Raw genomic sequence first — 18,965 nt, forward strand, 5'->3', positions numbered from 1 at the left:
ACACGGAGTGATGGAATGATGGGGATCAAGAAAACCCCATGCTCCATTCCTCCATTATTCCCGGTCATCACTCCCACTCGATCGTGCTCGGCGGCTTGGTGCTCACGTCGTAGACGACACGGTTGACGCCCTTGACCTCGTTGACGATGCGGCTCGAGATCTTTTCGAGGACGTCGTGGGGGAAGCGCACCCAGTCGGCCGTCATCCCGTCGGTGCTCGTAACGGCCCGCAGGGCGATGACGTTCTCGTAGGTCCGCCCGTCGCCCATGACCCCGACGGTCTTGACCGGCAGCAGCACCGCCAGCTCCTGCCAGACGTGGTGGAAGAGGCCCGCCTTCCAGACCTCCTCGCGCAGGATGGCGTCGGCCCTGCGCACGACGGCGAGCTTCTCCTTCGTGACGGGCCCCAGGATGCGCACCGCCAGGCCCGGCCCCGGGAAGGGGTGCCGCCCCACGAGGCTCTCGGGAAGCCCCAGCTCGCGGCCCAGCTCCCGGACCTCGTCCTTGAAGAGGACCCGCAGGGGCTCGACGAGCGACATCTTGAGCCGCGCGGGCAGACCGCCCACGTTGTGGTGGCTCTTGATGACGACGGAGGGCCCGCCGAAGGACGAGGTGCTCTCGATGACGTCGGGGTAGAGCGTCCCCTGGGCGAGATACTTGATCCTGCCCAGTTTCCTCGCTTCCTCCTCGAAGACGGCGATGAACTCGCGGCCGATGATCTTGCGCTTGCGCTCGGGGTCGGCCACGCCGGCTAGCCTCTTCAGGAAGCGCTCGCCCGCCCGCACGAGCCGGAAGTTCAGGTGGTACTGGTCCCGGAAGGTGGAGACGACCTCCTCGACCTCGTTTTCCCGCAGCAGCCCGTTGTCCACGAAGATCGAGACGAGCCTCTTCCCGATGGCCCTGTGGAGGAGCACGGCGAGCACCGACGAGTCCACGCCGCCCGAAAGGGCGCAGAGCACCCGCTCGCCCCCCACCTGCTCGCGGATGCGCCGGACGTTCTCCTCGATGAAGGAGCCCATGGTCCAGCTGGGGCTGCAGCCGCAGATGCGGAAGAGAAAGTTCTGGATGACGGCGATGCCGTTGACCGTGTGGTGCACCTCGGGGTGGAACTGCACGCCGTAGAGTCTGCGTGCGGGGTTTTCCATGACCGCCACGGGGCAGTTGACCGTCGTGCCGGTGACGGAGAACCCCTTCGGCAGCTTCGTGACCCGGTCGCCGTGGCTCATCCAGATCCGCTGGCGTCCCTCGAGACCGGCAAACAGAAGCGACCGCTTCCCCTTCTCGTTGAGCTCGAGCTCGGCGGGCCCGTACTCGCGCAGCGGCGAGGCGGTGACCTTCCCGCCCAGCGTGTGCGCCATGAGCTGCACGCCGTAGCAGATCCCGAGGACGGGCACGCCCAGCTCGAAGATCCCCGGGTCGCACGTCGGGACCCCTTCGTCGAAGATGCTCGCGGGGCCCCCCGAGAGGATGATGCCTTCGACCTTGCGGGCCTCGAGATCGGCGGCCGCGATGTCGTGGCTGAGGATCTCGCAGTACACGCGGCACTCCCGGACGCGCCGGGCGATGAGCTGGTTGTACTGGGAGCCGAAGTCGAGGATGGCGATCATGCGGCGGGGCCCTCCTTCTTGGATTCCAGGTTCTTGCGGATCTTGGCGGCGATGAACTCGACGGACTCGCCGAGCAGGATCTCGATGGGCATCTCCCCGAGATAGGCATCGTCCCACGGGAGATTGTACTCGTTGACGAGGTTCCGGATGTCCCGGTAGCGGTCGCCCAGGATCTCCGCCTTGTCGGCGGCGGTGAGGGCCGGGTTGAATGTCACGTGCACGAGCAGCAGCCCGCTCACCCCCGTTCCCCCGCGGATGAGCGGGATGATGACCAGCGGCTGGCCGTCCGCCCGCCCCAGCCCCACGTAGAGGCCGCCCGTGCGGGCGATGGTGCGCTTCGTGCCCATGAGGGCCTTCGAGGTCTCCACGCGGGACACCATGCCCACGGAGACCCCGCCGCGGTTGACGATGGAGATCGTCGTGTCGTCCGTCGGCTGCCCGTCCGGGTCGAGGTTGGCGATCTCGTAGAGGGTGTAGCCCCGGACGCCGGCGACGGCCTTCTGGATCCGGTCCAGGGCGAGGATGTTGTCGGCCTTCAGGTTCTTGGGGGTGAACTTGAGGCTCGCCAGCAGGTCGAAGAGCACCCCGCGGAGCATCTCCTCCTTGCGGCTCGTGCCGACGGTGACCGTCTTGGCCTGGTGACGGATGGCGTCGATGGGGCGCGAGAGCTCGTCGACGGCGTGCCCGAGGGCGATGTTCAGCAGGTCGATGGGCGAGGCCTCGGCCCCGCCTTCGTCGAAGTCGCTCCAGAAGTCCTCCAGGGGGAGCTTGCCCGCCGCGTACTTCGTCAGCAGCGAGATGTCCGTCATCGTGCGTGCGTTGAGCAGCGTGAGGACGCCGCGGTTCTTGCGCTCCGTGAACTGCTCGGCGAAGTCCTTGAGCACCCGGTGGAGGTTGCGGTCCACAATCCGCTGGTAGAGGGTGTAGTGCTTCTGGTCCTGCTCGACGACGGCGAGGCTCAGCTCGTTGCGGAAGGCGCGGAAGAAGGCCGCGTCATCGTCGATGGCCGAGGCGGCATAATAGCCCCAGAGGTGCCCGGCCAGCGTGTTGAGGATCACCGGCATCGGCATGGGGGCCCGGGGGATGCGGATCACCGAGTCGGCGATCCGGTCGAAGCGCGTCTCGCCCTCCTCGGCGAAGACGACGACGGAGGCCTTGTGCGCCTTGAAGATGGCCGTGTCCTTGACCACGTCGCCCGCCACCGTCTCGGGGTTGCCCGCGGCGCAGACGAGGATGAGGGGCTCCGAGGAGAGGTCGATGTGCTTCTTGTCCTCGATGAAGTCCGACGAGATCGTCTTGTAGCACAGCTCCGAGAGCTTGATCCGGATCTCGTCGGCCGAGGCCTTGTTGGGCCCGCTGCCCACGACGGCCCAGTATTTCTTCTGCCGGGCCATCGTCTCGGCCGATCGGCGGATCTCGTCCTTCCTCTCGAGCACCCGCTGCATGAGGCCCGGGGCCGCCTCGAGGGTCGCCAGCTCCCCGGCGATGAACGCGTCGGGCCGTGTCTTCAGGATCTGGGCGAAGGCCAGCGCCAGCACGTACCCCGCCACGATCTGCGAGTAGAAGGCCTTCGTGGAGGCCACGGACATCTCGATGTCGCGGCCGTCGCTCGTGTAGAAGACGCCGTGGGATTTCGTCGTGATGTCCGACTGGCGGCGGTTCACGATGGAGAGGATCGTGGCGCCCCGCTCGGCGGCCATGGCCACGGCGCGGTTCGTGTCGGTCGTGGTGCCCGACTGGGTCACGGCGATGACGAGCGTGTCCGAGAGGTCCTCGCAGAGCAGAAACCCGCTCATCTCCGAGGCCTTCTTCCCCTGGATGCTCACGGGCGCGCCCTCGAGGTAATGGGCCAGCCCGTCGGCGATCGCCTGGCCGGCCACGGCGGCGGTGCCCTGGCCGATGACGTAGACCTTGCGGATCTTCCTGGCCTTGAGGCGCTTGACGAAATCCGCCGGAAGGATGTCGGCCCCCAGGTTGAAGCGGACCTTTTGCGTGCCGTCCCGTTTCTGTATGATGCGGTACTTGCCGCGCAGGGTCTTGCGGACCGACTGGGCCGACTCGGTGATCTCCTTGAGGAAGAAATGGGGGAAGGACCCCCGGTCGATGTCGCGCGTGGTGATCTCGGCCTGCTGGATCATGGACTCCGTGAGCGCCACGGGATGCCCGTCGTAGTAGAGGGCGCGGATGCCCGAAAGGCCGCCCGCCGAGTGCTGGTCGAGCACGAAGATCTGCCCGGCGGTCTCCGGATTGCCGGGGTCGCGGGGCCTCTCGCCGTCCATCTTGATGAAGCGCGAGGTGGCCTCGACGATGCCGTAGAGCTCCGAGGCGAAGACGTACTGGTCCTCGCGCAGGCCCACGAAGAGCGCCTGCCCGCTGCCCTTGAGGGCGAGGTAGATCTTGCCCGGCTCCACGTTGCTGGTCATCGCGATGGCGTGCGAGCCCTCGAAGTCGTTCACGGCCATCCGGAAGGCCTCCTCGAGGGTCTTGCCGGCCAGCAGGTAACGCTCCACCTGCAGCGGGATGATCTTCGTGTCCGACGTGACCTCGGGGGCGATCTCGTAGCCGAAGGCCGACTCGAGCAGCGAGCGCAGCATGCGGTAGTTGTCGATGTCGCCGTTGAGGACCACGCTGATCGTCCAGCGGCCCGGCCCGTAGGCGGGGTAGACCTTCATCCCCGGCACGACGGCGTCGGCGAACTTCCCGGCGATCGGGGCCGGGATGGCGCACAGGCCCGCAGGCGGGACCTGCCCGTCGGGCGCGCAAAGGGTGAAGCTGCTGATGGGGTGGCAGTTCTCCTCGGTGATGGAGCCCACGGAGGCCCACCGGGTGTGTGCGAAGGCCGACTCGGAGATCGTGGCCTGCCGGGCGAAGGCGCGGAAGATGCGGTCGCCCCGGACGGCCTCGCGGAGGTTGCGGACGTTCTCGCCGAGCTTGCCGATGATCGAGGCGGTCTTGTAGACGAAGGAAAGCCAGACGCCCCCGTCGGGGTGGACGTGGTCGGCCACGTGGATGGAGCCGTTGCGCAGATCGCCGTCCGCCGTGCGGCGGCGGAAGTCCTCCTCGAGCCCCTGCTGCCGGATCTCCTCGAGGACCCGCTCCAGGGTTTCACGGTCCCGGAGCGTGAGCGCGACCTGGAGTCCCGCCGAGTCCCTCCCCCTGACCTCGAGCCGGTCGATGCAGTTGAGCAGGAAGTTGACGCGGGCGTACTGGGCGAAGCTCTCCGGGGTGAGCTCCCCGACGTGCCCGGCGCCGGACAGGTGCAGGGTTTTCCCGATGTTGGCCAGGATGTCCTTCTCGAGGCCCCAGAGGATGTCCTTGAAAAGGATGAGCCGGCCCGTGATGATCTCCATCTCCGCCGTGGTGAACCGCCCCGCCTCGGCCTCCAGCAGGCCCTCCTCCCCGGCGAGAAAGGCCGTCATCTCGGGGAGCAGGGACTGCAGGGCCTGCGCCCTCGCGGGATCGAAGAAGAGCGACCGGAAATGCGGCTCCTGTCTCAGCAGCACGAGGTCGCGCTCCATGTCCCTCAGCGGGCCTTCGCCCCCGAGGTAGTCCCCGGGCCGGGCCTTCCCGGCGATCACCCGGGCAAGCGGCACTTTCCGGATCTCGGCGAAACAGGACGCGAGGTTGGCGCCGGCGTCGACGGCGGCCGGCTTCGGTCCCTTCTTGACGGCCAGGATGCCGCCGATGCCGCAGAAGAGGACCGCTTGCCGCAGCGGGAACAGGATGATCGAGAAGGGAGGGGCCTGCCGGGGGTCCCGGCCGAGAAAGAAGCGCCACTTCGCCAAGGATGCACGAAGCCGCCTGAAAATCGTCTGGTTCATACGTTCCTCTCACAGTCCCCGCCGACCCCGGGGTGCAGCCGGTCATCGGCGCCGCCCCGCATCCCCCGGGCGGCTGCCCTACCCCCGGAAGGAGGGCAAGGTGTCCAGGGCGAGGGATTCGACCGTGTCCACGACGGACTGCAGCCAGGCCGTGCCGGCATCCGCGGATTCCCGGTCCAGGGCCTGGATGGTTGCGACGTAGTCGCCGGCCCCCGGCGACAGCCGGTCGCCGGCTCGTTCCAGGAAACGGTTGCGCCCGGTCTCGCCGATCGCCTCGTCGGCCAGGCCCGCGAGCCTGCGCTCGGCCTCGGGCCATCTCTGCAGGAGCTCCCGCTTCTGTTTGAGCAGCATTCCCCTGGAGCGGTCCTTGAGGACCTTCTCGCCCACGGCGATGGACTCCTCCATCTTCGCGGCCAGCGCCCGGAGGCGGCTCAGCCGCTCCTGCACGGCGCCGTCGATCACCTCCAGGGCGCCCTCGAAGAGCGCCTCGCCCCCCTCGAGGGCCTGCAGGAAGGGCCTGCGGACGTGGACGTACCATTGCCGCAGGGCGGCGAGGTTGCCGATGTAGAGCAGGTTGTTGCAGACCTTGCGCCGGATCTCCCGGTACAGCCCCGGGTGACGGGGGCGCTCCGAGCGCAGGACCGCCCCCTTGAGGAGCATGCCCCCCCGGGGGCAGTCGTCTTCCCACACGGTGCCCGCGGCGATCAGCGTGCCGTAGCCCAGCCGCACGGGGCCCACGAGGCCCCCCTGGCCCCCCAGGAAGATCGGGGGCTCGCGGAGCATGACGCCCCGGGGCACCTCGCCGATCAGCGATGCCGTGGCCTTGTCCTGGTTGGGCGTGTAGTTGAAGTGGATGTAGGAGCTCCCGACCTCGCTGTGGTCCCTGCGGCTCGTGCCCCCCGCCATCAGGCAGTCGCAGAAGTTGATGAGGCTCCCCAGGGTCACGAAGGGGAAGAGGATCGTCTGCTTCAGTCCCACCGTGTGGGCTCCCGAGGCCTCCTCCTCGATGAGGCACCCCTCCCGCACCTGGGCGCCCGGGCCCATGGAGGAGCGGGGCAGAAAGACGGAACGTTCGAAGTAGCCGCCCTTGAGCTCAACGCCGGGGCCGAGCCGGCAGTCCACGGCCGTGACGGGGGACTCGGAGCCGAGTTTCACCCCGGGGCCGATCAGCGTCTTTGCGCCGGCCAGGCGGGTCCCGGGGAACAGGACGGTCCCCTTGCCGTGGATGCGCTCCGCGGGGACCTCGTCGCCGACCCAGACAGCCGACGGGCAGGGGATGGAAACCCCCTTTTCGATTAGGGCGGCGATTTTTTTCGGCAGCTCCGGGCTCATCGGGTCTCTCGGCCGGGGGGTGGTTCTTCAACCCCTTTGCCGTTCAAGTATCGTGCCTTGGGGTCGACCATGCGCAGGAAAATCTCGTGAACCCGCGTGTCGTCGGTCAGCTCGGGGTGAAAGGCGGCCACGAGGATGTTCTTCTGACGGGCGAGCACGACCTGCCCCTGGTAATGTGCGAGCGGCTCCACCCCGGGGCCCGTGCCGATGATCTGCGGGGCGCGGATGAACACGGCGTGAAAGGGCTTCGGCCCGAAGACCTCGGCGGCAAGGTCCGTCTCCCGGCTGTCCACCTGGCGGCCGTAGGCGTTGCGCTCCACGTCGATGTCGATGAGGTTCAGCAGATCCTGTCTGCGGCCGCCGAGCCTGTCGGCCATGACGATGAGCCCCGCGCAGGTCCCGAACAGGGGCCTCCCCGAGGCCGCGAATTCGCGGATGGGCTCGACCAGCCCGTAATCGGTCATGAGCTTGCGCATCGTCGTGCTCTCGCCGCCCGGGATGATCAGCCCGTCGACCTCGTCGAGCCCGGCGGGAAGGCGGATCTCGACGGCCTCGGCGCCGAGCGCCCGCAGCATCCGGATGTGCTCGCGGAAGGCCCCCTGCAGGGCGAGAACGCCGATTTTCATGGCGCGGTCCCCTCTGCGCGCGGGCCGCCCGGCAGGGGCAAGGCCCCCGGGCCGGTGTTCCCTGTGTTGGTATCGGATGGCGGGTGGCCGTGTCGGAGGGGGGAGCAGCGTGTGCGGACTGATGGCATGGGACTCGGCAATTCCTATTTCGCTTTTCCGCAGGGGATGCCCAACGCGGTCATCTTCTTCTGGAACGTGTTGCGGTTGATCCCCAGGAACGAGGCCGCTGCGGACTTGACGTTGTTGTTGTGCTTCAGGGCGATCCGGATCAGGCCTCGCTCCACCATGGCGAGGACCTCTTCGTACACCTGGCTCTTGGCGCCCTGGCCGGCCGACAGGACGATGATCAGCTCCTCGAGCTTCTTCTCGAAGATCTCGTCGATGCCGGGAAGCGTCGATGCCTGCCGGCGGGTGGGCGGGGCCTTGGTGACTTTCATGTCCTCTCCTTTTGTGAGCGGCGCGGGATGCACGGGGGCCGACGGGGCTTCACGATGCGATCTTCATGGCCGCGACGATGATCAGGAGCGCCGCCGCGAGCCAGGCTGCAAACAGGGTTGCGCGGTTCTGGCCGGCGGCCTCGAGGATCTCCCGGGCGCCTTCCTCGACCCTCTGGGCTTCCATGCGGCCCAGCACGTCGCGGGCGAGATCCCCGAACCGGCCGTAGGCGTTGGACAGGACGTGGAAGCCCTTCGTCGTCGTCAGCACCAGGTAGACCTTCCTGCGCACCGCCAGGGCGCCCACGTGGGTGATGTCCGCCCAGCGGAACGTGCGCTGCTTGAAGAATTTCCGCAGGACGAGCCCCTCGTCGTCCACCGCGACCCTGCGCATGGACGCCTCGACGGCGATCACGGCCATCGGGACGAGCGCCGCCGCCAGCAGCACCCTCTCGGCCGCCGTCGACGGCCGGACGGCCGTCAGAACGAGCACCGTCAGCAACAGCAGGGCATTCAGGGCCAGCGGCAGGACGAGCGCCCTGTGGATGGAGTAGATCCTCGTTGACATGGGTTCCTGCGTCGGGCGTGCTTCCGTCAATCCTTCCGGCGAAAGGTCCCGCTCTTGCCCCCCCGCTTGAGAACGAGTTGGATGTCCGACAGGGTCATGGCGCGGTCCGCGGCCTTGCACATGTCGTAGATGGTGAGCGCCGCGGCGCTCACCGCCGTGAGGGCCTCCATTTCCACGCCCGTGCGTCCCAGCGTCCGGACCGCGGCCTCGATCCCGATCTCGCCGCGGCGGGCATCGATGCGGAAGCTCACGTCGACGGCCGTGATCTCGAGCGGGTGGCACAGCGGGATGAGGTCGCTCGTTCTCTTGGCCGCCATGACGCCTGCGATCTTCGCGACGGCGAGCACGTCGCCCTTGGCGATCGTCTGCTCCTCGACGGCCCGGGCCGTCTCCGGTTTCATGAGGACCCGGCCCCGGGCCACGGCCTCGCGGCGTGTCGTGCGCTTCCCCGAGACGTCGACCATCCGGGCCCTGCCTCTTTCATCCAGGTGCGTGAACTTCGGCATGCTCCATCCGCGACGCCGGGGTCTTCGCCGCAAAAATAATGGCGTAAGCTAGCACAGAAGAAAAAGCCCGTCAAGGCGCTTGCCGCACCGCCGGAGGGAGAGGGGGCAAAGATGCAACGATTTGGAATAATGAATGAAATTCGACACCGGAGGCGTTACGGTTTTGGTACGCACCGCCTCCGCTGCACCCGCCGCTACCCGAGTGAAACGACCCTCGAGCGGATCGGTTTGCCGTAAAACGTGCGGGCCAGGCGGTCGAACCGCTCGCTCCGGTCGGTCGTGAGGAACTCCTGCGTGCCGCCCTTGGAGAGCCTGCGCTCCATCTCGGGGTGGCGCCGGAGGTAGTCTGCAAGCTTTTCGGCGACGATGGGGCCCTGCTCGAGGAGTTCGACGTGTGCGGGCAGGTGGTGCCGGATCGTGTCGAAGAGGATCGGGTAGTGGGTGCAGGCCAGAAGGAGCGCGTCGATCGTGCCCGCCTCGGCCATGAGTTCTCCCAGGTATCTCCGGACGATCATCCCCGCGCCTTCCCAGTCCTGCTCGCCCGCCTCGATGATGGGCACGAGCAGCGGGCAGGCCTTTTGAAAGACCCGAATCGAGGGGTCGAGCTTGGCGATCTCCCGGAGATAGGCCTCCGAGGCGACGACCCCCTCCGTGGCGAGCAGGCCGACCCTGCGGAACCCCCTGTCGGCCACTTCCTCGACCAGAGGACGAACGACGCCGAGAACGCGGCGGTCGGGAAAGGAGCCGGGCAAATATTCCTGCTGGATGCGCCGCAGGGCCTTGGCCGAGGCCGTGTTGCAGGCGATGACGATGAGGGGGCAGCCGAGGCGGAACAGGTACTCCACGGCCTCGAGGGTGAACCGGTGGACCACAGCCTCGGAGCGGGTGCCGTAGGGGGCGCGGGCGTTGTCTCCCAGGTAGACGCAGTCGTACTGCGGCAGCGCCTCGACGACGCGCCTGAGCACCGTGAGCCCCCCGAAACCGGAGTCGAAGAAACCGATCACGAATGCGCAGCTCCGTTCCGCAAGGTTTTCCCGTTCCCGCAGCGGTTGAGACGGAGAAAGGGGACGTTCAGAAGTCGGCGCCTTTCATACCGCAGGTACCAGGAAAACGGAAGCCGAAAGTGCTTGCAAATTTCGTTTCGTGATATAATATGCGCAACCAGGCCAAACTGAAAGAAAATTGATTGCTTCCGGGTTGTCCGCTTGATCGTCAAGGTCCTGAGCAGCGCTGTGGTCGGCATCGACGCGTTCCCCGTGGACGTGGAAGTGGACATCTCGACGGGCCTGCCGCAGTTCTCGACGGTGGGGCTGCCCGATGCGGCCGTCAAGGAGAGCCGGGACCGCATCAAGGCGGCGATGAAGAATTCCGGGTACCGCTTCCCCGAGAACCGGGTGACCGTGAATCTCGCCCCGGCGGACATCCGGAAGGAAGGCACCGGGTTCGACCTGCCCATCGCCCTGGGGATCCTGGCGGCCGAGGGTCTCGTCGGGCGCGAGCGGCTCAGGGACTACGTGGTCGTGGGCGAGCTGTCCCTCGACGGCCGGGTGAAGGGCGTGCAGGGGGTTCTGCCCTCGGCCTTCATGGCTCGGGCGCACAACTCGAAGGGGTTGATCGTGCCGGCGGAAAACGCCGGCGAGGCGGCCCTCGTCCGGGGGGTCGAGGTGATCCCCGTCGCGTTTCTGAGTGACGTGACGGACTTCCTCAACGGGGCGAAGGACATCCCGCCCGCGGCCTGCGAGGCCGAGACGGCCTGCGAGTCCGCGAGGAGCTACCCCGTCGACTTCAGCGAGATCCGGGGCCAGGAGCAGGCAAAGCGGGCCATGGAGGTCGCCGCCGCGGGAGGCCACAACATCCTGATGACGGGCCCTCCCGGGTCGGGCAAGACGATGCTCGCCCAGCGGCTCCCGACGATCCTGCCGGAGCTTACCATCGAGGAGGCCCTGGAGACGACAAAGGTCTACTCCGTGGCGGGGCTCCTGGACCGGCGCGAGGCGATTGTGGCGGCAAGGCCCTTCCGGGCCCCCCATCACACGATCTCCGACGCGGGGCTCGTGGGGGGCGGGCACACGCCGAGACCCGGCGAGATCAGTCTTGCGCACAACGGGGTGCTGTTCCTCGACGAGCTGCCCGAGTTCAAGCGCAATGTCCTCGAGGTGCTGCGCCAGCCCCTGGAAGACGGGCAGGTCACGATCACGCGCTCGGCGGTCACGGCCACCTTCCCTGCGCGGTTCATGCTCGTGGCGGCCATGAACCCCTGTCCCTGCGGGTACCTGGCGGATGTGCGCAGGAGCTGCCGCTGCAGCGCCCAGCAGGTCAGGCAGTACCGCGCCAGGGTCTCGGGGCCGCTGCTGGACCGCATCGACATCCACGTGGAGGTGCCGTCGCTGCCCTACAGGGAACTGGCGGGCGCGGGGCGGGCCGAATCGTCGGCCGCCGTGCGCCGGAGGGTGCAGGAGGCCCGCGAGACCCAGGCGCGGCGCTTCGACGGCGGTCCCGCCCGTGTCAACGCGCAGATGACGGGGAGGCAGCTTCGCGCGTTCTGCCCGCTGGGCGCAGAGTCGCAGAAGCTCCTCGAGATGGCCGTCGACCGGCTGGGGCTCTCGGCGAGGGCCTACACGCGGGTGCTCAGGGTGGCCCGGACGATTGCCGACCTGGCGGGCGAGGCCGACATAGGTCCGCAGCACGTCAGCGAGGCGATCCAGTACAGGGCCCTCGATCGAAGCATCGTATAGTTAGCCGGGGAGTGATGGAGTCATGGGTTTGCAGAATACCCGATATTCCATTATTCCAGTCATGCCGGGTTTATAAAGTGACAAGGAGGCTTGGAGAATAAATGGAAAAGTTTGGAACCCTGACCGTGAAGGCCGGCCTGGCCGAGATGCTCAAGGGCGGCGTCATCATGGACGTGACGACCCCGGACCAGGCGAAGATCGCCGAGGACGCCGGTGCCGTGTCCGTCATGGCCCTCGAGCGGGTGCCCGCCGACATCCGGGCCGAGGGCGGGGTGGCCCGCATGACCGACCCCGCCGTCATCGAGGCCATCATGAAGGCCGTCACGATCCCCGTGATGGCCAAGTGCCGGATCGGGCACTTCGTGGAGGCCCAGATCCTCGAGGCCCTCGGCATCGACTACATCGACGAGAGCGAGGTGCTCACGCCCGCCGACGAGAAGTACCACATCAACAAGTGGAACTTCAAAGTGCCCTTCGTCTGCGGCGCCACGAACCTGGGCGAGGCCCTCCGGCGCATTGGCGAGGGGGCCGCCATGATCCGCACGAAGGGCGAGGCCGGCACGGGCAACGTGATCGAGGCCGTGCGTCACATGCGGACGATCAACGACGAGATCGCGAGGCTCTCCGTGCTCCCCGAGGAGGAGCTCATGACGGAGGCCAAGAACCTCGGGGCGCCCTACGAGCTGGTCCGCGCCGTGGCCCGGGACCGCAGGCTGCCCGTGGTGAACTTCTCGGCGGGCGGGATCGCCACCCCGGCCGATGCGGCCATGATGATGCAGCTCGGCGCCGACGGGGTCTTCGTGGGCTCCGGGATCTTCAAGTCGAAGGACCCGGCCAGGCGCGCCGCCGCGATCGTCAAGGCCGTCACGCACTACAAGAACCCCGAGATCCTGGCCGAGGTGTCCAAGTCGCTGGGGGAGCCCATGAAGGGACTCGAGATCTCGAAGATCGGCAAGGACAACCTGTTGCAGTACCGCGGGAATTAGGCGCCCTCCCGTGCCTTGACGGAAGGGGCGCAAAAGGTGTATTGCAGGAAGCATCGTGTCGGTGGCCATGCTGCAATCAAGAGGGGAGAAACGTCCTAGAGCAAAGGAGGGAGCTGCGAGAGCCATGGAAATCAAGGTCAACAGGGTGCCCGCGGACAGGATGAAGCCCAAGCCGACGGACGAGTCGAAGCTGGGTTTCGGCCAGATCTTCAGCGATCATTTCTTCACCATGAAGTACAAGGCGGGTCAGGGCTGGTTCGACCCCCGGATCGAGCCCTACGGACCCCTCCAGCTGGACCCGGCCGCCATGAGCCTGCATTACGGCCAGCTGATCTTCGAGGGCCTCAAGGCGTACCGCGGTGCCGACGGGTCCGTCTACCTGTTCCGTCCCTGGGAGAACATCAAGCGGCTCAACGCCTCCGCCGCGAGGCTCTGCATGCCCACGCTCGACGAGGCGTTCGCGCTGGAGGCCCTCAAACAGCTCGTCGTCCTGGAAAAGGACTGGATCCCCAAGGGACTGGGGACCTCCATGTACATCCGGCCGACCATGGCCGCCACGGAGCCGGCCCTCGGCGTGCGCCCGTCGAACGAATATCTCTACTTCGTCATCGTGGGGCCCGTGGGCGCCTACTACCCGCAGGGGTTCAGCCCCACGAAGATCTGGGTCGAGGAGGAGTACGTCCGCGCCGTGCGGGGCGGCATCGGCTACTGCAAGGCCGCGGCCAACTATGCCGCGAGCCTCATGGCCAGCCAGAAGGCAGGCGCCAGGGGATATACCCAGGTGCTCTGGCTCGACGCCGTCGAGCGCAAGTACGTCGAGGAAGTGGGGACGAGCAATATCTTCTTCCTCATCGGGGATGAATTGATCACCCCGCCGCTCACGGGCAGCATCCTGCCCGGCGTGACACGCGACTCCGTCATCCAGATGGCGAGGCGAAACGGCATGAAGGTGTCCGAACGGCTGCTTTCGATCGACGAGGTCGTGGAGGCCGGGGCCGCGGGAACCCTCAAGGAGTGCTTTGCGTCCGGAACGGCGGCCATCGTGTCCCCCGTAGGACAGATCTTCTGCCGAGGAAAGGAGCTGCTGATCAACGGCGGAAAGACGGGGCCCGTCACCGAGAAGCTCTACAACCAGATCCTCGAGATCCAGTACGGCCTGGCCGAGGATCCCTTCGGGTGGAGGCTGAAAATCGCGTAAACAGAGGCCGGCAGGGAGGGGGAATTCCACCGGGCCCCTCCCTTGCGGCTTTCCCGCGATGGGTCGGGCAAAAGCCATTCCCTCAGCAGATCCCGGGGCATCTCCGCCATGAAAGACCGGTATACCGGGGACGGCGCGAGGGCATGACCCGAACATCCACAACGGTGTGGACAGATATGTGGACAAGGCTGTTGACGGAGGATTTAACTTCAAGAATGACAGCGTTTTTTACCGAATTGCCCAAGGACTGGGCAAATGAATACATCAATTAATTCAATGTGTTACATGTTTTTCCGTCATTTCCGGCCCTTGGCGGCCCTTTCCCTGCGGACTTGTTCACATTGAAAAACCATGCCACTTTCCCCGTCGCGAAATCACCCTCCGCGGGCCAAACGGAGCCGACCATGAAAAACCCCTTTTTACCCCTTGTTTTTTTGCTGCTCATTTTTTTTTCGGCCCCCGCGTGGGGGGCTGAAGCGCCCGGCCTCGACGACGTGGTCAGGAAGATCCAGGACACCTACGAGCAGACCGGCCAGGTGAAGGCCCGGTTCACCCAGACGGTGACCCTCAAGGCCATGAAGAAGACGGAGCGGGAGGAGGGCGTCTTCTACTTCAAGAAGCCCAAGCGCATGCGATGGGTCTACACCAAGCCTGCGGCAAAGGAGCTCGTGATCAACCCGGAGAAGGCCTGGCTTTACGTCCCTGCCGACAGGATGGTCTACGTGCAGGACGCCGATGCCATCTTCAAGTCCACCGTGAGCGTACGGTTCCTCGCCGGGATCGGCAAGCTCAAGGACGATTTCAGGATTTCCTTCGCCCCGGAGAAGGAGGCGGGCAAATCGGGGAACTACCTGCTCGATCTCGAGCCCGTGAAACCCGAGGAGGGGGTCAAGAAGCTCCAGGTCGCCGTCAACCGCGAGACCTTCCAGATCGAGAAGGTCGTCCTCTTCGACCCCTTCGGCAACGTGACGACGCTCACCTTCTCGGCCATCGAGCTCAACCGCGACCTTCCCGACAGCCTCTTCACCTTCAAGCCCCCCGCCGGGGTGGATGTGATCAAACGATAGGCATCGGGCAACAGGCGTCAGGCACGAGGAGCGACAAGAAAAAAAGAGGATCCGGACTCCAGCCGATCCTCTTTTTTCCACTCCTGATGCCTGATGTCTAATGCCTGATGCCTATTTTCAAACAATCTTCCCCGCCTTGAAGGCCTTCTCGAAGGCCCGGACCAGCACGGGGTCGAACTGGCTGCCGGAGCACTTCAGGATCTCGTCATAGGCGATCCGGGCGTCGAGCCCCTTTCGGTAGGGGCGGTCCGATGTCATGGCGTCGTAGGTGTCGGCGATGGCCAGCAGCCTCCCCTGGATGGCGATCTCCTCGCCCTTGAGCCCTGCGGGGTAGCCCCGGCCGTCGTAGCGCTCGTGGTGCTGGGCGATGTAGGGAAGCAGAGGCTCGAGGAAGGCGATGCCGCCGATGATCTGCGCGCCGATCGTCGGGTGGGTCTTCATGATCGCAAACTCCTCGTCGGTGAGCCTTCCGGGCTTGTTCAGGATAGTGTCGGTGATGCCCACCTTGCCGAGGTCGTGCAGCACGCCGCCCCAGTCGATCATTTCGAGATCCCGGCGGCCCCAGCCCATCTCCGCGGCGATGATCTTGGCGACGGCGGCCACGCGGTTGGAATGGCCCCGGGTGTAGGCATCGCGCGCCTCGACGGAGTTGGCCACGGCGCGGATCGTGTCGAAGTAGCTCTTCTTGAGGTCCGCGAAGAGGTAGGCGTTTTCGAGGGACAGCGAGAAGAAGCCCGACAGGATGTAGAGGAGCTTGAGCGTCTGCTGCCGGATGAAGTCCTCGTCCTGCTCGAAGACGATGGTGGCCGCCCCCAGCGTGCGCTCCTTGTTCGACAGCGGCGCGATCATGACGCTGAGCTTCCGGCCGTCGGACTTTCCGAAGACCTCCGCGGGGACGCAGGCCGGCGTCCCGCTGCTGATGATCCAGCCGAAGGTGCCCGACATGATCTGGGCGTCGATCTCCTTCTCCATGAGCGCGGCGACGCGGTCCGGGATGGAGATCTCGTGGCGGAACTCGAAGCCGTTCTCGTCCACGAGGAAGACGGAGCAGGCCTCCGTCTTGACGAGTTCCTGGAACTTGCCGATTCCCGACTGGAGGATTTCCGGGATGTCGTGCGACAGGATCATGTCCGAGCGGAAGTCGGAGAGGCGCTCGAGCTTGTCCTGGATCGCCACGAGGGCGCGGTTCTGCTCGTCGAGGTACTGGATCCTCTTCTGCATCGCCCGGGGGTCGCCGCTGTTGACGGCCATCTCGCTGAGTTCCTGCATGATCTGCCCGCGAACCGTTACATGTCCAGGATTTCCGTGTTTTCCCGGTAGAGCTTCACGATCTTGTCCATGACGAGCTCGAGGCTGCTGAGGCTCAGCCCCAGCAGCTCCCATGCCCTGGGGTTCACCGTCGCAAGCCTCCTCTCGCCTCCCGAGCCGAGCCCGAGCGCCATGCAGAGGATGTTGCCGATGTGCACGGCGGCGATGTCCTTGCGGGCCGGGACGGCCCCGTCGGCCAGGTGATGGGCGCCGATCATCTGGGCCGTCTCCGGGGGGAAGCGCCAGTGGACCGCGAGGGCGCTGCCCACCTGGCAGTGGTCGTAGCCGAAGACCTTCCGCTCGGCCTCGACCATCGGGGACCCCGTGGCCTGGACGTCCCTGACGACGGTGCTGTACCGCTCCGGGTAGTGGACGGCGGTGACGAGCTTGCCGATGTCGTGCAGCAGCCCCCCCGTGAACACCTCGTCGGGGTTGCGCAGATCCGCCGCCTCGGCCAGCACCCGCGCCGCCACGGCGCATCCGATGCAGTGTTTCCAGAAATTCTTCTTGTCGAAGGCCCCTCCCGTGTCCATGCCCCGGAACATGTCGAAGACGGAGGTGGCGAAGACGAGGTTCTTGATCGTGTTGAACCCGAGGATGACGATGGCCCGCTGGAGGCTGCCCACCCGCTGGGGGAAGCCGTAGAAGGCCGAGTTGACGAACTTCAGGACCTTGGCGGCGATGACCTGGTCCTCGGAGATGATGTTGCTGACGGCCGCGATCGTCGCATCGGGGGATTGCAGCAGCTTGCCCAGCTTGGAGTAGATGACCGGCAGCGTGGGGATCCTGTCGAGGGAACTGACGATCCGTTCGATGTCCTTGGCGTTCATGGTCTCGGTTCTCTCCGATTCCGGTTTCCGCGGGCCGGCGTCTCTAGGACTCCTGCGCCTGGCGGATCTTCATCTTCTTGGCGATGCGGTAGATCTCCGACATCAGCTCGTTGCCCTCGAGGGGCGGGAAGATCTCGTTGAGCTCCTTTTCGATGGCCTCGATCACCTCGGGCGCGACGGTCTTCATCTCCTCCCGGTGCAGCTGCTCCCTGTCCGCGCCCTCCACGTCGGCATCCGTGATGCCCCAGGCCTTCAGGAGCATGATGTGCTTCTCGGTGAGGGTCATGCCCTGCTTGATCATGATGTTGCCGTGCTTGTTCTTCACGTCGGCCGCGAGCGTCATGCCTTCCTTGAGGTCGTTGATGTTCAGAATGCCCATCGCCGGTGTCTTCCTTGTATGTTTCTTGCCCTTCCTCCCGGGTTCCCGCCGGCCCCGGTCTGCGGGCGCAAGTGACCGTCCTGTCATTATGCAAATATCGGGCCTCGGGCAGGCCGGGAAGCAGCACGCGGCGGGTTCGAGCCGCAAGACCCATCGGGTGAGGGACTCTTCTCCCGCACTATCGGTCGGGGCCTGTTGCCTGGGCCGTGCTCCCTTCATCGGGGCGTTGACGCAACGGGGTTTTTCCGATAGGGATAACGGAGGGATGGCAAAGGGATGATGGGGCGCAGGCCATGCGGATCCTGATGTTCGGGTGGGAGTTTCCCCCGGCGATCAGCGGGGGGCTCGGGACGGCGTGCTTCGGCATGACGAAGGCCCTGGCGCAGAGAGGCCACCGGATCATCTTCGTGATTCCCGTCCTTCCGGAGCCGGGCCGCCCGTCGCACGTGACGCTCATCGCGGCCTCCGCGTTCGCCGATGCGGCCGGGGGCCGGGCCCCTGCGGGGGTCGCCGTGCGGCCCGTCGAGTCGCCCCTGAGGCCCTACATAGCGCCGCCGGAGTATGGGCGTCTCAGGGAGAGCCTCCTGGCGAGCCCGGGGCCTTACGGCCCCGATCTGTTCTCGGAGGCCGAGCGCTACGCGCAAGCCGCGGGTCTCATCGCCCGCCGGGTCGCGTTCGACGTCATCCACGCCCACGAGTGGCTCACGGTGCCGGCGGCCCTCCGCGCACGGCGCGTCAGCGGCCGCCCCGTCGTCCTGCACGTCCACGCCCTGGAGTCCGACCGCAGCGGCGGGTCCGCCGACGCCCGCATCGTCGCCATCGAGCGGCAGGGCCTGCAGGAGGCGGACCTCGTCATCGCCGTGAGCCGTTACACGAAGCGCATGATCGTGGAGCGATACGGGATCGACCCGGGGAAGATCCGCGTCGTCCACAACGCCGTTTCGCGAAGCGAGGCGGCGGCGGGCGGCCCGAAACCGTTCGGCGGGAAGATCGTCCTGTTCCTGGGGCGGATCACGCACCAGAAGGGCCCCGCGGTGTTCGTCGAGGCGGCCGCGAAGGTCCTCCGCGCCCTGCCCGATGTCACGTTCGTGATGGCGGGAAGCGGCGATCTGATGCCGCAGATGATCGAGCGCGTGGCCGAGCTCGGCCTGGGGGGCCGGTTCCTCTTCACGGGGTTCCTGCGCGGCGAGGAGGTGGAGCGCATGTATGCCGCAAGCGACCTCTACGTCATGCCCAGCGTCTCCGAGCCCTTCGGGATCGCCCCGCTCGAGGCGATGCGTTCCGATGTGCCGGTGATTATCTCGAGGCAGTCCGGTGTCGCCGAGGTCCTCCACCATGCCCTGCAGGTCGACTTCTGGGACGTGGACGAACTCGCGGGCAAGATCTGCGCGGTCCTGACCTACGAGGCCCTGGCCCGCGAGATGGTCGAGCGCAGCCGCGAGGAACTCGCCGGGATCACCTGGGACCGTGCCGCCCGGCAGATCGAGGACGTCTACCGGGAGGTGACAGGGAACCGGTGAGAGGCCTTCCCTGCCTTCGTCTTTTCCTGTCACCTGCCGCCGGATACCC

The 18,965-nt window shown here is 66.5% G+C and carries 16 protein-coding genes; 5 read left to right on the forward strand and 11 right to left on the reverse strand.

Annotation, left to right across the window (positions count from 1 at the left end):
• Positions 1-67: 67 nt before the first annotated feature.
• The 8 genes from guaA to murI form a co-directional block, all read right to left on the reverse strand.
• Positions 68-1,606 carry a glutamine-hydrolyzing GMP synthase gene (gene guaA, locus HPY67_06595; protein ID NPV04381.1) on the reverse strand — a complete coding sequence of 513 codons (1,539 nt, stop codon included), beginning with the start codon at positions 1,604-1,606 and terminating at the stop codon, positions 68-70.
• Positions 1,603-5,427 carry an SIS domain-containing protein gene (locus HPY67_06600; GenBank protein NPV04382.1) on the reverse strand — a complete coding sequence of 1,275 codons (3,825 nt, stop codon included), beginning with the start codon at positions 5,425-5,427 and terminating at the stop codon, positions 1,603-1,605. The genes guaA and HPY67_06600 overlap by 4 nt, the downstream gene beginning before the upstream one ends.
• A 78-nt stretch (positions 5,428-5,505) precedes the next feature.
• Positions 5,506-6,759, reverse strand: coding sequence for a UDP-N-acetylglucosamine pyrophosphorylase (locus HPY67_06605; GenBank protein ID NPV04383.1), 1,254 nt, complete (start codon positions 6,757-6,759; stop codon positions 5,506-5,508).
• The gene (pdxT, locus tag HPY67_06610) at positions 6,756-7,385 is read right to left on the reverse strand and encodes a pyridoxal 5'-phosphate synthase glutaminase subunit PdxT (GenBank protein ID NPV04384.1); all 630 of its coding nucleotides are present in this window, start codon (positions 7,383-7,385) and stop codon (positions 6,756-6,758) included. Before pdxT ends, HPY67_06605 begins: the two co-directional genes overlap by 4 nt.
• 143 nt (positions 7,386-7,528) lie before the next feature.
• A complete protein-coding gene (locus HPY67_06615) occupies positions 7,529-7,822 on the reverse strand; it encodes a hypothetical protein (protein ID NPV04385.1) in 294 nt (97 codons plus the stop codon).
• Positions 7,823-7,871: 49 nt separating this feature from the next.
• Entirely contained in the window at positions 7,872-8,387 is a 516-nt protein-coding gene (locus HPY67_06620; GenBank protein NPV04386.1) for a PH domain-containing protein, read from the reverse strand.
• Positions 8,388-8,413: 26 nt separating this feature from the next.
• Entirely contained in the window at positions 8,414-8,893 is a 480-nt protein-coding gene (gene moaC, locus HPY67_06625) for a cyclic pyranopterin monophosphate synthase MoaC (GenBank protein NPV04387.1), read from the reverse strand.
• A 194-nt stretch (positions 8,894-9,087) separates the two neighbouring features.
• Positions 9,088-9,897, reverse strand: a complete 810-nt coding sequence (gene murI, locus HPY67_06630) for a glutamate racemase (protein ID NPV04388.1) — start codon at positions 9,895-9,897, stop codon at positions 9,088-9,090.
• Between the two features lie 201 nt (positions 9,898-10,098).
• On the opposite strand from murI, the gene HPY67_06635 reads away from it, so the two are divergent.
• The 4 genes from HPY67_06635 (at position 10,099) to HPY67_06650 (ending at position 14,879) form a co-directional block, all read left to right on the forward strand.
• Positions 10,099-11,628, forward strand: a complete 1,530-nt coding sequence (locus HPY67_06635) for a YifB family Mg chelatase-like AAA ATPase (GenBank protein NPV04389.1) — start codon at positions 10,099-10,101, stop codon at positions 11,626-11,628.
• A gap of 101 nt (positions 11,629-11,729) precedes the next feature.
• A complete protein-coding gene (gene pdxS, locus HPY67_06640; GenBank protein NPV04390.1) occupies positions 11,730-12,614 on the forward strand; it encodes a pyridoxal 5'-phosphate synthase lyase subunit PdxS in 885 nt (294 codons plus the stop codon).
• Positions 12,615-12,738: 124 nt separating this feature from the next.
• A complete protein-coding gene (locus HPY67_06645) occupies positions 12,739-13,812 on the forward strand; it encodes a branched-chain amino acid aminotransferase (GenBank protein ID NPV04391.1) in 1,074 nt (357 codons plus the stop codon).
• Positions 13,813-14,216: 404 nt separating this feature from the next.
• Complete coding sequence (locus HPY67_06650) at positions 14,217-14,879, forward strand: outer membrane lipoprotein carrier protein LolA (protein ID NPV04392.1); 663 nt, start codon at positions 14,217-14,219, stop codon at positions 14,877-14,879.
• A 117-nt stretch (positions 14,880-14,996) separates the two neighbouring features.
• Here HPY67_06650 and HPY67_06655 read toward each other — a convergent pair whose 3' ends face one another.
• The 3 genes from HPY67_06655 to HPY67_06665 are packed head-to-tail and all read right to left on the reverse strand — an operon-like array spanning position 14,997 to position 17,396.
• Positions 14,997-16,148 carry an HD domain-containing protein gene (locus HPY67_06655; GenBank protein NPV04393.1) on the reverse strand — a complete coding sequence of 384 codons (1,152 nt, stop codon included), beginning with the start codon at positions 16,146-16,148 and terminating at the stop codon, positions 14,997-14,999.
• A gap of 17 nt (positions 16,149-16,165) precedes the next feature.
• Positions 16,166-17,017 (reverse strand): HDOD domain-containing protein, encoded by an 852-nt coding sequence (locus HPY67_06660; GenBank protein NPV04394.1) that lies wholly within the window; start codon positions 17,015-17,017, stop codon positions 16,166-16,168.
• Between the two features lie 43 nt (positions 17,018-17,060).
• Positions 17,061-17,396 carry a hypothetical protein gene (locus HPY67_06665; GenBank protein NPV04395.1) on the reverse strand — a complete coding sequence of 112 codons (336 nt, stop codon included), beginning with the start codon at positions 17,394-17,396 and terminating at the stop codon, positions 17,061-17,063.
• A gap of 293 nt (positions 17,397-17,689) precedes the next feature.
• Here HPY67_06665 and HPY67_06670 point away from each other — a divergent pair, with 293 nt between their 5' ends.
• Positions 17,690-18,916, forward strand: coding sequence for a glycosyltransferase family 4 protein (locus HPY67_06670; GenBank protein ID NPV04396.1), 1,227 nt, complete (start codon positions 17,690-17,692; stop codon positions 18,914-18,916).
• Positions 18,917-18,965 lie beyond the last annotated feature (49 nt).

This window comes from Syntrophaceae bacterium, from assembly GCA_013177795.1.
In the GTDB taxonomy this organism is placed as follows: Bacteria; Desulfobacterota; Syntrophia; order Syntrophales; family UBA2192; genus UBA2192.

Coding starts and splice junctions, on each gene's coding strand:
- HPY67_06655 (NPV04393.1), bottom strand. CDS start 16,148: ATGCAGGAACTCAGCGAGATGGCCGTCAACAGCGGCGACCCCCGGGCG.
- HPY67_06645 (NPV04391.1), top strand. CDS start 12,739: ATGGAAATCAAGGTCAACAGGGTGCCCGCGGACAGGATGAAGCCCAAG.
- HPY67_06665 (NPV04395.1), bottom strand. CDS start 17,396: ATGGGCATTCTGAACATCAACGACCTCAAGGAAGGCATGACGCTCGCG.
- pdxT (NPV04384.1), bottom strand. CDS start 7,385: ATGAAAATCGGCGTTCTCGCCCTGCAGGGGGCCTTCCGCGAGCACATC.
- HPY67_06615 (NPV04385.1), bottom strand. CDS start 7,822: ATGAAAGTCACCAAGGCCCCGCCCACCCGCCGGCAGGCATCGACGCTT.
- HPY67_06620 (NPV04386.1), bottom strand. CDS start 8,387: ATGTCAACGAGGATCTACTCCATCCACAGGGCGCTCGTCCTGCCGCTG.
- HPY67_06660 (NPV04394.1), bottom strand. CDS start 17,017: ATGAACGCCAAGGACATCGAACGGATCGTCAGTTCCCTCGACAGGATC.
- HPY67_06605 (NPV04383.1), bottom strand. CDS start 6,759: ATGAGCCCGGAGCTGCCGAAAAAAATCGCCGCCCTAATCGAAAAGGGG.
- moaC (NPV04387.1), bottom strand. CDS start 8,893: ATGCCGAAGTTCACGCACCTGGATGAAAGAGGCAGGGCCCGGATGGTC.
- HPY67_06600 (NPV04382.1), bottom strand. CDS start 5,427: ATGAACCAGACGATTTTCAGGCGGCTTCGTGCATCCTTGGCGAAGTGG.
- HPY67_06650 (NPV04392.1), top strand. CDS start 14,217: ATGAAAAACCCCTTTTTACCCCTTGTTTTTTTGCTGCTCATTTTTTTT.
- HPY67_06670 (NPV04396.1), top strand. CDS start 17,690: ATGCGGATCCTGATGTTCGGGTGGGAGTTTCCCCCGGCGATCAGCGGG.
- guaA (NPV04381.1), bottom strand. CDS start 1,606: ATGATCGCCATCCTCGACTTCGGCTCCCAGTACAACCAGCTCATCGCC.
- pdxS (NPV04390.1), top strand. CDS start 11,730: ATGGAAAAGTTTGGAACCCTGACCGTGAAGGCCGGCCTGGCCGAGATG.